This window comes from Tahibacter sp., assembly GCF_032229445.1.
Taxonomy (GTDB): domain Bacteria; phylum Pseudomonadota; class Gammaproteobacteria; order Xanthomonadales; family Rhodanobacteraceae; genus Tahibacter.
In genome coordinates this window covers 20,831-34,755 of sequence record NZ_JAVTWC010000107.1, presented here as the reverse complement: position 1 = coordinate 34,755, position 13,925 = coordinate 20,831, and the positions used below count along the sequence as shown (strand labels likewise).

At 67.3% G+C, this 13,925-nt stretch carries 8 protein-coding genes; 5 read left to right on the top strand and 3 right to left on the bottom strand.

The features are described 5' to 3' along the window. From RUU78_RS19415 to RUU78_RS19405, 3 genes are all read right to left on the bottom strand, one after another. The coding region (locus RUU78_RS19415) for a catalase (protein WP_313919274.1) at window positions 1-506 on the bottom strand (506 nt) is incomplete at its 3' end. A gap of 288 nt (window positions 507-794) precedes the next feature. Beyond that, a complete protein-coding gene (locus RUU78_RS19410; RefSeq protein ID WP_313919273.1) occupies window positions 795-5,642 on the bottom strand; it encodes an ExeM/NucH family extracellular endonuclease in 4,848 nt (1,615 codons plus the stop codon). A 666-nt stretch (window positions 5,643-6,308) separates the two neighbouring features. After that, the gene (locus tag RUU78_RS19405; protein ID WP_313919271.1) at window positions 6,309-7,262 is read right to left on the bottom strand and encodes a hypothetical protein; all 954 of its coding nucleotides are present in this window, start codon (window positions 7,260-7,262) and stop codon (window positions 6,309-6,311) included. A 541-nt stretch (window positions 7,263-7,803) separates the two neighbouring features. Here RUU78_RS19405 and dusA point away from each other — a divergent pair. The 5 genes from dusA (at window position 7,804) to RUU78_RS19380 (ending at window position 13,923) form a co-directional block, all read left to right on the top strand. Beyond that, window positions 7,804-8,820 carry a tRNA dihydrouridine(20/20a) synthase DusA gene (gene dusA / locus RUU78_RS19400; protein WP_313919269.1) on the top strand — a complete coding sequence of 339 codons (1,017 nt, stop codon included), beginning with the start codon at window positions 7,804-7,806 and terminating at the stop codon, window positions 8,818-8,820. Continuing rightward, the gene (locus RUU78_RS19395; protein WP_313919267.1) at window positions 8,798-11,884 is read left to right on the top strand and encodes a diguanylate cyclase; all 3,087 of its coding nucleotides are present in this window, start codon (window positions 8,798-8,800) and stop codon (window positions 11,882-11,884) included. The genes dusA and RUU78_RS19395 overlap by 23 nt, the downstream gene beginning before the upstream one ends. Window positions 11,885-11,925: 41 nt before the next feature. Further along, window positions 11,926-12,834 (top strand): arginine deiminase-related protein, encoded by a 909-nt coding sequence (locus RUU78_RS19390; protein ID WP_313919265.1) that lies wholly within the window; start codon window positions 11,926-11,928, stop codon window positions 12,832-12,834. A 142-nt stretch (window positions 12,835-12,976) separates the two neighbouring features. Next, window positions 12,977-13,231 (top strand): hypothetical protein, encoded by a 255-nt coding sequence (locus tag RUU78_RS19385; RefSeq protein ID WP_313919263.1) that lies wholly within the window; start codon window positions 12,977-12,979, stop codon window positions 13,229-13,231. After that, window positions 13,231-13,923 (top strand): response regulator transcription factor, encoded by a 693-nt coding sequence (locus RUU78_RS19380; RefSeq protein ID WP_313919261.1) that lies wholly within the window; start codon window positions 13,231-13,233, stop codon window positions 13,921-13,923. The genes RUU78_RS19385 and RUU78_RS19380 overlap by 1 nt, the downstream gene beginning before the upstream one ends. The last annotated feature ends 2 nt before the right edge of the window (window positions 13,924-13,925 follow it).

Here is a 13,925-nt window from a genome sequence, read left to right as displayed (position 1 = left end):
TTCAGCGAGTGGACCATGTCCGGAAACTTGATCGCGTCGCGGATGAAGAAGACCGGCAGGTTGTTGCCGACCAGGTCCCAGTTGCCTTCGCTGGTATAGAACTTGGTCGCGAAGCCGTGCGGGTCGCGCAGGGTTTCCGGCGAATGCTGCCCGTGTATCACGGTGGAAAAGCGCACGAACACCGGCGTCGTCGTGCCCTGGGTGAAGACTTTCGCGCGGGTCAGCGCTGAAATGTCGGCGCTTGCGACGAACTCGCCGTGCGCGCCGGTACCGCGCGCATGCACGACGCGCTCAGGTATGCGCTCGCGATCGAAGCGCTGCAGCTTCTGGATCAGCTGCACATCCTGCAGCAGGGCAGGTCCCCCCGGGCCGGCCGTCTGCGAATTCTGGTTGTCGCCGACGGGCGCTCCGTTGTCGCGCGTCAGTGTGCCTTGCGCCTGTGCGCCGGCCGCGAGTGCGGTCAGGACCAGTGCCAGACATTGTCGCCCTATGTTCGTTGTATACATGGCATCCCTCTGCTGTGTGTCGAGGACTGCCGCTCTCCCGGGGCCGAGTATTGCCGGGACTGGTACATCACAGAAATCAATAGATGCGATAGATCCGATAGCGACGGTCTATGGTCGTGCTGTCAGCGCCGCAGGCCTGTGCGCGGCCGCAGCGCCGACATCAGCGGCGGCGCCAGTGTGGATTCGTGGAGTCTGCATCCGCACGCGGTGCGGGCCAGTGACGCGGCTCATGGCCGGCCGCGCGACGGGCGGCCCTGTGCAGGCAACCCGTCGCGCATCACGCAGGCATCAGTCGACGTCGAACGACTGCAGCGATACCGGCGTCGACGTGGTCGCCGTCGCCGATTCGTTGCCGGGAGCGGGATCGCTCGTGGTCGCCGTGACGCTCGCCGTGTCGACGATCATCGTGACCGGCGCGCCGCTGTCGATCGTGACCGTCAGGCTGAACATGGCGGAGCCGGGCGCCAGCGCGGGATTCGTGCAGCTCACCGTGCCCATGGCGCCGACGGCCGGCGTCGTGCAGCTCCAGCCGCCCGGCGAGGTCAACGAAGTAAACGTGGTATTGGCCGGGATCGCATTGCTCAGCGCCACGTTCGCCGCCGCGCTGGGGCCCGCATTGGTCACGGTCAGCGTGTAGGTGATCGGCTGGCCGTTGATGGCCGAGGGCGTCGACGCGGTATTGGTGATGCCCAGGTCCGCCGACGTGCCCAGCGGCGTGGCCGCGGTGGCGGATTCGTTGCCGGGCGAGGGATCGGTGGTCGTCGACGCGACCGTCGCTGTGCCGGAGATGCTCGCCGCCGTCGCGCTCGGATCGACCGTGACGACGAGCGTGAACGCGGCCGAGCCGGTAGCGAGGCTCAGTGTCGTGCAGCTCACCGTGCCGGTGCCGCCGACGGCCGGCGTCGTGCAGCTCCAGCCCGCCGGCGCGGACAGCGACGTGAACGTCGTATTCGCCGGGATCGGATAGCTCAGCGATACGTTCGCCGCGGCGCTGGGGCCGGCGTTCGTCACGGTCAGCGTGTAGGTGATCGGCTGGCCGCTGATCGCCGAGGGCGTCGAAGCGGTATTGGTGACGCTCAAGTCCGCCGACGTGCCCAGCGGCGTGGTCGCCGTGGCGGACTCGTTGCCGGGCGCGGGATCGGTGGTCGTCGACGCGACCGTCGCCGTGCCGGTGATGTTTGCCGCGGTTGCGCCAGGGTCGACGGCGACGCCGAGCGTGAACGCGGCCGACCCGGTGGCGAGACTCAGTGTCGTGCAACTTACCGAGCCCGTGGCGCCAACGGCCGGCGTCGTGCAGCTCCAGCCGCCCGGCGAGGTGAGCGACGTGAATGTCGTATTCGCCGGGATCGGATAGCTCAGCGATACGTTAGCCGCGTTGCTCGGGCCAGCGTTACTAACAGCTATCGTGTAGCTGATGGGCTGGCCGCTGATGGCAGACGCCGGCGCGCCGCTGTTGCTGACGCCGAGGTCGGCCGCAGCGCCCACGGTCGTCGTCACCGTCGCGCTGTTGTTGGCGGGCGTGGGATCGCCGCTCGTCGATGTCGTGGTTGCCGTGGCCGACAGTATCGTGCCAGCGGGAAGCGCCGGATCCACCAGCGAGGTCAGCGTGAACGCGCTGTTGCCGACACTGAAGTTCGGGTTGCTGCAGCTCACCGCGCCGCCCGCGCCGACGGCCGGCGTGGTGCAGGTCCAGCCGGCCACGGCCGGCAGCGAGACGAATGTCAGGCCCGTCGGCAGCGTGGTCGTCCAGCTCGTGCCGGCGGCGGGGTCGGGGCCGTTGTTCGTGACGGTAATCGTATAGGTCAGGTTGTTGCCGGCCGTGACCGGGTCCGGCGAGTCGCTTGCGGTGACGGCCAGATCGGAAATCGCGAACAGGCCGACCACCACCGGATCGTGATCCGCCGCGCGGTACGGCGTCGCGGGCTGGAACACCACGCGCGGCGGCACCAGCGCGGAACCGTCGGGCTTCTCCTCGAACGCGGATTCGCCGATGTCGGCGACTTCGTCGTTGTAGTCGAACAGCGGCAGTTCGTCGGCGTTGATGTGCCAGGTATTCGCGCCGGTGACCTGGCTGGCCAGCGACGCCGACGCGAACGCGTAGTCGAGATGGCCGAGCGTGCCGCTGAACAAGTACGAGTAGGCATTCGCGCCCTGAAACGTCGTCTCCAGATCGCTATAGCCGCCGGACAGGATCGTCGTGATCGGCGTCTCCTGCGCGTAGGCGTTGAAGTCGCCGAGCAGCAGCACGTCGGGATCCCCCGCGGCCGGCAGTACCGTGCCGCTGATCCAGCTCAGCAGCCGGCTCGCCTGCGCGGTGCGCGTCGCCGCGAAGCAGGACTGGCCGTCGCCGCTGTCGGCATCGGCACCGCTCGCGCCGCCGCAGCCCTTGGCACGCAGATGGTTGGCGATCACGGTGAAGCGCTGGCCGAAGGCCGAATTCGTTGCGTCGACCACATCAAAGGTCTGCGCCGTCGGCGGACGGTTGTGGACCGGATCCAGATCGACCAGCGGCGAACCGACCGGCGAGACCACACCCGTGCGATAGATCGGCTGCACGCGGATCGCGTCGGTGCCGAGTGTGCCGCCCGTGTTGACGAAGGCATACGGGTGGGCGCCGCCGCAGCGCGTGTTGATCGCGCCGAGCAGGTCCGTGATCGTGGCGCTGGCGGTGGTGTTTTCCAGTTCCATAAACGCGACGACGTCGGCATCGAGCGCGCAGGTCATGATCGAAACGCGCTCGCGCTGGCGATTGAGTTCGGCCACGCTGTCCGCGCCGCGGCAGTCCAGCGTGCCGCCGGGGCCGCACGGGCCGCTGTTCGAGCTGGCCGTAGTGTCGATCGTCGTGAAGTAGTTCAGCAGGTTCGCGCCGGCGACTTTGATCGCGCCGCCGACGACCGGCGGCGTCGCCGGTCGCGGATTGGCGACCGTGAACGTGGCCGGGGTCGCCGCGGTCGGGCGCACGCGCCAGCTCGCCACGCCGGCGCCCGGGTTCGAGAAATCCAGCACGCCGGTCAGGCCGTTGACGAGATCGCCGCCGCGGAAGAAATCCACGCCCTGCGTGCCGACCGACAGGCCGCCGTTGGCGCGCGGGTGATAGATCGCCTGCTGGCCGTTGGGTGAGGTCAGGAAGGTTTCCTGCGCGTTGTTGTCGTCGTCGAGCAGCACGCGGCGGCGCGCGAGCGCGTCGAGGTAGGCGGTGTAACCGGCGACATCCGGCGCCGAGAATTCGGTGAACGCGCGTGGCCGGCCGCCTTCGGTCAGCACCACCTGGCCGTAGCGCGCCATCTCGAAGTAGTCGCTGACCGTGAGCGTATCGACGAAGGTCACGCGCATGCTCTCGCGTGACTCGTAGAAGCTGTCGATGTCGCCAACGACCGGCAGGTCGATCGCTGCCGGCGTCACCTGCGCAAGGTTGTTGCCCGCATTGGTCACGACCACCTCGCCCGCGGTCGTGGCGCTGACCATGGTCAGGTTGCTGCTTTCCGACACCACGCCGGTCGCGCGCACGCGCTGGCCTTCGGCCACCGCCGTCGGGCAGGTGCTGCAGAACACGAACACGCCTTCGGACGTGGCCGGGTCCGCGTCTGCGTCGGCGTCCTCTTCCTGCAGGAAGAAGCCCTGCAGCTGGCCCGTACCCTGGAAATCGCCGACCACGACGCCTTCGACGGTGACCGTTGCGCCCGGAATCGGCGTCGCCGCGCCGTTGCCCTGCACGTCGTGGATGCGGGACACATCGTCGTTGACGATCGTGCCCTGGCCCTGTCCGTCGGTGACGATGGCGTTCGTGACGTTGGTGACATTGACGAGGAAGGTCTCGTCGCTCTCCGGCGTGGTATCGCCGTTCACGAGCACCGTAAAGGCGTAGGTGCTGCTGCCGGCGGGGATGGTCTGGCCGGTCAGCGAATTGACGGTGTAGTCACCCGGCGCGATGGCCGTGCCGTTGGCCGTGGCGATATCGAAGGTCACACCACCGGCACCGGCCGGCGCCGACAGGCTGGCCGTGAAGGTGAAACTCGTCGTGCCCGCATTGCCTTCATTGAGCGAGACATCGTTGATCGTCAGATTCGGTGCAGCGTCGTCGTTGACGACGTTGCCCTGGCCCTGGCCGTCGGTGACGGTAGCGCCGGTGACGTTCGTGACATTGACGAAAAAGGTCTCGTTGGTCTCCGGCGCGGTGTCGCCGTTCACGAGCACGGTGAAGGCGTAGGTACTGCTGCCGGCGGGAATGGTCTGGCCGGTCAATGAATTGATCGTGTAGTCGCCCGGCGCGACGGCGGTGCCGTCGGCGGTCGCGATGTCGAACGTGACGCCGCCCGGGCCGGCTGGCGCGGACAGGCTGACCGTGAACACGAACGAGGTCGTGCCCGCATTGCCTTCGTTGAGTGACACATCGTTGACCGTGAGATTCGGCAGCGCGATCGCGCCATGCGGCGTCAGCGAGAAATCGTCCACCGCGAGGCCGTCGTCGGCGCCTGACGCATCGACATCGTTCCAGCGGATCCAGAACGTCGCGCCGTTAGCGATGCTCAGCGAACCTATCGCGCTGGACAGTGCGGTCCGCGCCGACGCGGCGTTGCCGTTCTTCGCACCCGCGGTCGCCGTATCCGGCGTCACGAAATTCAGCGCCGCCACGCCGGTCCAGGTGCCGGTGATCAGGCTGGTCGCATTGAGGCTGTATTCGAACGTGAGCTGGTCCGTGCGCGCCGCCGTGCCCAGCCGCCACTCCTCGCCCGTGTACGCCACGTTCAGGCCAGCGATCGTCGCGCCCGTGTTATTCGTGAAGCAGGCGCCGACCGAAGAAATCAACGTCCCGCTGCGCAGCCCGCCCAGCGCCCGGTCGGTGGACGCGGCCGCGCCATAGCTATACGTGTCGCCCGTATTCGACGCACCGGTGTCCACCGCGTACTGCTCGTTGTCCCGCGCCCCGCCGCCGGTCTCGGTCATGAACCAACCCGTGATGGTCAGGTTGTTCGTCGTCGATCCGGCCGTATTCGACAGCGTGTCGAAACTCTGCGTGGCCGCAGAACCGAGCGTGGTGAGGCTGACGCATTGGGCAAATACGGCGGAGGGAATGCAAGACAACAGGCTGATGAGCGCGAAGGCGCGCAGCAGGCGCAGCAGAGCAGTGGACGGCATGGACGATTCCCCGAAATCGTGAGCGGGAGGCTGGTTGGCGGACTATAGCGCTACGCGGTTACGGGCTGAATTCGGCGGCGTGGCACCCATGGGCTGGGCGGCTCGTTTTTCTGCGTTTTTCCGTTCTTCTGGACACCGGGCGTTCTCCGGGCGTTCTCTTTCTGGACACCCGTTCTCTTTCTGGACACCCACTATCTCCCCTGGGCGCACTTCCTGGACACCCACTACTATCTCCCCACTATCTCCTGCGCGGCGTTTCCGCTCGACGGTCCGCCGTTCGCTGGCTTTTGACTGATCAGTTAGGCTTCGCCGCCGATCCGCAGTAGAGCTGGTGCCCCACCGTTTTTCTGCACCGTTTTTCTGGACACCCATCATCTCGCGTCGTTTTTCCGTTCTTTTGGACACCGGGCGTTTTCTTTCTGGACACCCACTATCTCCCCACTATCTCCTGCGCGGCGTTTCCGCTCGACGGTCCTCCGTTCGCTGGCTTTTGACTGGTCAGTTAGGCTTCGCCGCCGATCCGCAGTAGAGCTGGTGCCCCACTGGCTTCCATGGTCCCCGCCAGGAAAGGTTGCTCGCTCGCCTACGCGATGCGCGATGGCGCCGTTGTCGGCGGAAGTCTTATAGTCACCCAGCACCGCGAACGCAGTAGCGCCTGTCGTCGGGCTACGTAGTCACCGCTTGGTGTCGTCCACCTTTGAGCCAGCGCTGCCCTAGCGCGCTGGCCCGAGCAGCCATGGCCTCGATGCTGCCGATGGCGCGCCAGTAACGCGTCTCCGTATTCTGGACCTGGGCCACCCAACTCCGATCATCGACCATCTGTTGTATTGGCCTGGGAATGGGTTCTGTGATCACGCCGCGTTTGGTTGCGTGGAGCCGGCGGCCGGTCACGTCGACCAGCGCGACGTATTCGTCGTTGCCGAGGGCGAACAGTCCGCTGGCGTCCGCACCAGCCACCGCATTCATCGGCAGGTCTCCAGCAATTCCGCCTCGGATCCGGCGTCGGATCGAAGTGTGCGCAGAGGTCGCCAGTCCGTCTGCCAGGCCGGCGCGCACAGGATTCAAGTCGACGTAGGTCATGCACGCCAGTACGGCACGGTCGTCCAGCAGCACCTGGCACTTGAAACGCCCTTCCCAGAACCGGCCACTGCAATCGTCCTCGCGATTGGCGCGACGGGCGATTGGCTCGGACAGGCAGCGCATGAACCAGGACAGGTTTCCCAGTCGCTCGCGCAGTACCGCCAGGCGCTCGGGGTTGGCGAGCAAGGCCGCTATTCGCTCGAGGCGGTCCTGGATATGCGGCCCACGATCATGGGAAGCGGGAAACAGCGTTGCCCAACGTTCGGCGACGGTCGAGTCGCTCCAGCGGCGCGTGGACGCCGGGTCCATCCGGACGACGACATGCACATGGTTGCTCATGACCGCATAGGCGAGCACCGACGCGGAGAAGATGTCGGCCAGCGCCAGAAGCCGATCCTCGATCCACTGTTTGCGATGATCGAAATTGCGGCCCGACAGCGCATCTTGCCCGCACAGAAACGCGCGACGTACACAGCGCGATACGCAGTGATAGACGCCTGGCCCTGACGGGTCGATCAGCAGTGAGCGCGGGTAGCCCATACGCAATTGTCACGTGCCTCGGGTGGCCAGCCATCAGGCGGTGTCGATCGTATGCATCGGAATGTTCTGGCCTGATGGTTTCATCGGGACGGAGGGTGTTTGTTTCCACGTCGTCGCGGGCGCGGAAGCGCTCTGGTTGCTGGGTGTCCGGAGATTTCGCTGGGTTAGTGGTGCTCGCCTTGGGATCCGGGTGTGCTCGAGATGACTGCGGAAGATTGATGGGTGTCCAGAAGCAGATAGGGGCAATCGCGCAGGACGAACGTCGGCTGGCTGATCAATGAGTCGATCGATGGCTGTCCAGCAACGGGGAATGATGGGTGTCCAGGAATAGGAGAGCCGGGACAAATGATGGGTGTCCAGGAATAAGAGAACCCCGCCATCCCGCATCCGCTACAACCTTGCAGCTTCGGCAAAATAATTGCCGCGTGCGATGATATGCGGCGTCCCGTCGCCGGTTCCTGGCGACGGGCCTGATCCCCTCGGAATCAATGCTTTGCCGGCGTGTCCAGCGCCCGGGCCGAGCGGCCGGATTGCAGCGCTGATGAGTCAGTCGGAAACGGAAAAGCCTGTGTCGCCAGTAGATTGCGCCGCGTGGCGCGTGAGTGTTGCCCCGATGATGGATTGGACGGACCGGCACTGTCGTTATTTCCACCGGCTGCTGTCGCCGCATGCGCGGCTGTATACGGAGATGGTGACGTCGGCGGCGCTGGTGCACGGGAACCGCATGCATCTGCTGCGGCATAGCGCGTTCGAGCAGCCGGTGGCGTTGCAGCTGGGCGGGTCGGAGCCGGCCGAGCTGGCTCAGGCGGCACGCTTTGGCGAGGACGCCGGCTATGTGGAGATCAATCTCAACGTCGGCTGTCCGTCGGATCGGGTGCAGTCGGGGCGTTTCGGTGCCTGCCTGATGCGTGAGCCGGCGCTGGTCGCCGACTGTGTCGCGGCGATGCGAGCCGCGGTGCGCATTCCGGTCACGGTGAAGTGCCGCATCGGTGTCGACGAGCAGGACGAGTACCACGACCTGCAGCAGTTTGCCGCCCGCATGGTCGACGCCGGCGTGGAGGTGTTGATCGTGCATGCGCGCAAGGCGTGGCTGCAGGGGCTGTCGCCGAAGGAGAACCGCGAGATCCCGCCGCTGAACTATGCGCGGGTCCATGCGCTGAAAAAGGATTTCCCGCAGCTGTGCGTCGTCATCAACGGCGGCATCACGAGCGAAACCGCGGTGACCGAGCACCTGGCGCAGGTCGACGGCGTCATGCTGGGGCGCGCCGCGTATCACGATCCCTATGTGCTCGCCCGCGTCGAGCACGCGCTGTATGGCGAGCCGCTGCCCGAACGCGACGCGGTGATCGAGCGGATGCTGCCGTACATTGAGGCCGAACTGGCCCAGGGCACGGCGCTCAAGCACATCACGCGGCATCTGCTGGGGCTGTATCAGGGTTTGCCGGGCGCACGCGGCTTCCGTCGTGTGCTGAGCGAGCGTTCGCATCACAACGACGCGGGACTGGATGTGATCCGTGCGGCGCTGGAGCAACGCCATGCGCTGCGTGCGGCGGCCTGAGCGCGGGTTGGCGCTGTTCGCCGCGCTGGCCCTGCCGGCGCTGGCGGCGGCTGTGCCGGTTCGCCTCGACGGTCCGGCGCCGGAATCGCGCGAGCGGCTCGAATGGGCCGCGCTGCGCCGCTACAGCACGGCCGATGGCCTGCCGCAGAACACCATCCATGCGCTGGCCCAGGATCGTGCGGGCTACGTCTACGCCGGCACCGAAGACGGTCTGGCCCAGTTCGACGGCCGTTTCTGGACACGCATCGATCTGCCCGAACGCGCGGGCGTGCGTCCGTATGTGATGCATCTGGCTGCGACCGGCGACGGCGCGCTGTGGATAGGCACGGACAGCGTCGGACTGTGGCGGCGCGATGCCGAAGGCCGGGTCGAGGCGATACCCGGCCTGCCGCTGGAGTTGTCGCTCGAAGCGCTGCTGCCGCGGGATGCATCAACGGTCTATGCAGGCACGCCGCGCGGCGTCTATCGCTGCGACGTTGCCGGCTGTGAGCTGCTGGCAGCGACCGCGAAGCTCGAAGTCGCGGTGCTGCTGGCCGGTACTGGCCCGGCCGGGCCAGCGCTGTGGATAGGCACGAACCAGGCTGGACTGTTTCGCCTCGACGATCCGGACGGTGCGGCGACACTGTCCGACTGGCACCTGGGCAAGGCCGACGGCCTGCCCAACGATGCGGTGCGCGGGCTCGCGTTCTGGGGCGGCAAGGACGGGCGCGACCTGTGGATAGGCACTGGCCGCGGGCTTGCGCGTCTGAGTGAAAAATCGCTCGTTGTATACGATGCGACAACCGGATTTCCGGAAGGCACGGCCACGCCATTGCTGCCGGGCACCGAGCGTGACGGCACGCCGATCCTGCGCGTGGGCCTGTCTCGTGCCGGCCTGGCCGAGGTGCGTGAGGACGGCCGAGTGCGACTGGTCACGCGGGCCGAAGGACTGCCGGAAGACGGCGTGCGCAGCCTGATCGAAACCGGCGACAGTCCGCAGCATCGCGTGCTGTGGCTGGGTACCACGTCGTCCGGCGTGGCGCGGCGCGAGCCCGGCCGCTGGGCCTCGCTCGACGAACGCCATGGTTTGCCGCATCGCGTCGTGTTCGGCGTCGGCAATGTGCGGTTTCCGGATGGCGCGGAGTCGCCGTGGATCGGCACGGTCGAAGGGCCGGCGCGCTGGATCAACGGTACCTGGCAGCGGTTCCTGCCCGCGCCGCACGAACGCGCGACGGTGTTCGCGGCGATACGCGACGGCGCGACGCTGTGGCTGGCGAGCGACCAGGGTCTGATCGGCCTCGAAGCCGGCGGCGTACGCCATTACAGCGCCGACAACAGCGGTTTGCCGGGCCTGACCGTGCTCGACGTGGTCGCGCAGGATACGGCCGACGGCCATGTGGTCTGGATCGCGACGCGGCATGGACTCGCGCGGCTGCGCGGCGATGAGGTCGATGCGCAGCCGCTTCCGCTTGGCGACGGATCGCCGACCGTGCGCAAGCTGCTGCTCGCGCCGGCAACCGACGCGCGCGAACGCCTGTGGGCGGCGACGTCCAACGGCCTGGCCTGGCATGGCGACGAGGGCTGGCAACGCGTGCCCGAAGACTGCCTGCCGAGTGCGGAACTGCTCGACATGCAGCTGCAGCGTGGACCGGACGGACGCAGCGGGCTATGGGTCGCCAGCCGCGCCGGCATCGTGCGCATCGATCTCGGCGGCGCATTGCGCTGCGTGCGCCTGCCCGCGGAAGCGCGGCCGCCGGGGCAGATCTACCAGCAGGCGGTCGACCAGTCGGGCCGCCTGTACGTGTTCGGCTCCGACGGCGTCACGCGCTATACCTTCGCCGATCCGCAGGCGGCCGAGCCGACCCTGCAGCAGATCACGCGCTTCGGCATCGAGGACGGCCTGCCCGGGCTCGAATTCAATCGCGCGAGTCATGTTGATGCGCTGGGCCGGGTCTGGGCTGGTGGCGTCGACGGCCTCGCGCTGTACGACCCGGCGCAGGAGTCCGCTGCAGGTCCGGCCTCGCCGCTGCGCTTGCGCCAGGCGGCCACCGAACGCGGCACGCCACTGACGCCGGGCACCGTGCTCGCCGCCGGTGACGACAGTGTGCGCGCCGAAGTCGCGCTGCTCGCCTACCAGCGGCCGCAGGAGATCCGCTACAACGCCGAACTGCTGGGCCTGCGCGACCACCGCGCGCAATGGAGCAGCACCTCGCGCTTCCAGTTCAGCCGCCTGCCGCCGGGCGACTACACCTTGCGCCTGCGCGCCCGTGACGCGTTCGCGGTGGAAGCAGCACCGATCGAGATTCCATTCCGCCTGCGCGCGCCGTGGTGGCAGACCCCGGCGGCGCTGGCCGCGTTCGGGCTGGCCTTGCTCCTGCTCGGCGTACTCGCCGGACGCTGGCGCAACGCCGCCCTCGCGCGGCGGGCGCAGCGTCTGCAGCACGAAGTCGCGGCACGCACGCGCGAACTGGCCGACGCCAACCGGCGCCTCGAGCACGCCTCGCTGACCGATCCGCTGACCGGCCTGTGGAACCGGCGGCATTTCGCCCTCGAAATGCCGGCCGAGTGCGCGCGCGCACTGCGCCGCTGCGAAGACGGCGACCGCCACAGCGTGCTCGGCCTGCTGCTGATCGACTGCGACCACTTCAAGCAGATCAACGATCGCCATGGCCATGCCGTCGGCGATGCGGTGCTCGTGGAAATCGCCGCGCGCCTGCGCCAGCAGGCTCGCGACGGCGACGTGCTGCTGCGCTGGGGCGGCGAGGAATTTCTGCTGGTGCTGCGCGACACCGGCCGCGGCAGCCTGGCGATCGCCGCGCAGCGTGTCCTGAGCTGCATCGCGGAGCGGCCGTTCGTGTTCTCGGTCGAGCCGCTGACCGTGACCTGCTCGATCGGCGTCTGCGCCTTTCCGTTCGACATGGCCGCGCCCGCGGCGTTGAGCCTGGACGCCTGCCTGCGCCTGGCCGATACCGCGCTGTACCAGGCCAAGCGCCAGGGGCGCGACCGCGCCGTGCTGGCCGAGCCGGGTGGCGCGGACGGCGAACCGCGCTGGGCCGAGGTGCCGCGCTCGGCCGGACCGGCCTGACGCAACGGCGTCGTCCACGTTTACTCACTGCGGAGGTTTGCGTGATCACCCGTTCCATCGACGAGTTCCGCCAGTTCTGGCCGACGCTGCAGCCCGAGGCGCGCGGCTGTGCGCGCGGCGCCTTCCTGGTCACGCCGCTGGGTTTCCATCTGGCCGAACAGTCCGCCAGCGACAACCGCTACATGGCGATGGACGCCGGCGTCGATGCGCGGACGGCATTGGTCGAGCATGCGCTGCTCGCGCGGCGCGTGTCCGCGCTGCTGCCCACGGTCTGCTTTCCCGGCGATGCGGCCACACCGGATGCGGTGTTTCCGAACAACGTGTTCGCGACCGCGCCCGGCCGCAGCATCATCGGCCGCATGCGGCATCCGGTGCGCCAGCGCGAGGCGCAGCGGCCGGACATCCGCGGCTTCTTCCGCGACATCGTCGGTTATGAAGAAATCGATTTATCCACTATTGACGGTGTCGCCGAGCTGACCGGAAGCCTGGTCGTGGATCGTGCCCGCGGCATCGGTTACTGCGGCCTGAGTGAGCGCTGCGATGAAGCGGGTGCGGCGGCGATGCATGCGGCCTTCGGCCTGAAGCTGACGTTCTGCTTCGATCTGGCGTCCGGCGAATACCACACCAACGTCGTAATGTCGGTACTGGCCGGCCGCGCGATCGTCATCGCGCCGTCCGGATTCGCCGATGCGACCGTCGCGCAGGCGATCGCCGATGCGTATGCGCCGCGGTGCCTGTTCCTCGATGCGGCGCAGAAAGCCGACTATGCGGGCAACTGCATTGCGCTCAGCGATGACAGTGTCTGGATGAGCGAACGTGCCGCGGCGTCGCTGAGCGCGCCGCAGAAAGCCGCGCTCGCAGCCTGGGGCTTCCGCACCGAAGCCGTCGCGCTGGCGGAAATCGAGAAAGCCGGCGGCAGCCTGCGCTGCTGCGTCGGCGAACTGTATTGAGGCGCGGCCGGGAACTACGCCCTCCACGGCATCTCTACACATCGAATTTACGTAGACGTTGAGGAATTCCGGCGAGTCGTGCAGTTCAGGTGCAATTCAATCCGCGCTATCGAGACTCGGCCCCTCTCGCTAAGATGAACGCATGCAAAGTCAGGCTTACCTTCTGCGCTGCTTTCCGGTCCTGATCGCGCTCGCCGCCATCAGCGCGCCGGCCGCGGCGCAGTTGAGTCTGGAGGATGCGGTCGAGCAGGTGCAGCAGGAAATCCAGGGACGCGTCCTCAAGGCCGAGGAAGTCACGATCGGCAAGAAGAAGTTGTACCGGATCAAGCTGCTCACCCGCGACGGGCGAGTGCAAGTCGTGAAGATTCCCGCGGACGAGAACAAGGAGAGCCGATAATGCGAGTCCTGCTGGTCGAAGACGAAGCCCCGCTGCGCGAAACCCTGGCAGCACGGCTCAAGCGCGAAGGGTATGCGGTGGACTGTGCCTCCGATGGCGACGAAGGCCTCTACCTCGGGCGCGAGATGCCGTTCGACGTGGCCGTCATCGACCTCGGCCTGCCCAAGCGCCCCGGGATGGAGCTGGTCAAAGCGCTGCGCGATGACGGCCAACGCTATCCGATCCTGATCCTGACTGCGCGTTCGAGCTGGCAGGACAAGGTCGAAGGCCTGAAGGCCGGTGCCGACGACTACCTCGTCAAACCTTTCCATGTCGAGGAACTGCTGGCCCGCCTCAACGCCCTCGTGCGCCGCGCGACGGGCTGGACCAAACCCATACTGGAATGCGGCCCGGTGCAGCTCGACACCACGGCGCAGAGCATCACCGTCGATTCCAAGCCGGTCGACCTGACGAGCTACGAATACAAGGTGCTCGAGTATCTGATGCTGCATGCCGGCGAACTCGTGTCAAAGGCCGACCTTACCGAACACATCTACCAGCAGGATTTCGACCGCGATTCCAACGTGCTCGAAGTCTTCATCGGCCGCCTGCGGCGCAAGCTCGATCCTGACGGCCTTCTCAAGCCCATCGAGACCGTGCGCGGACGCGGTTACCGCTTCGCGATACCGCGCAGCGACGTTACGGCGGATTAAGT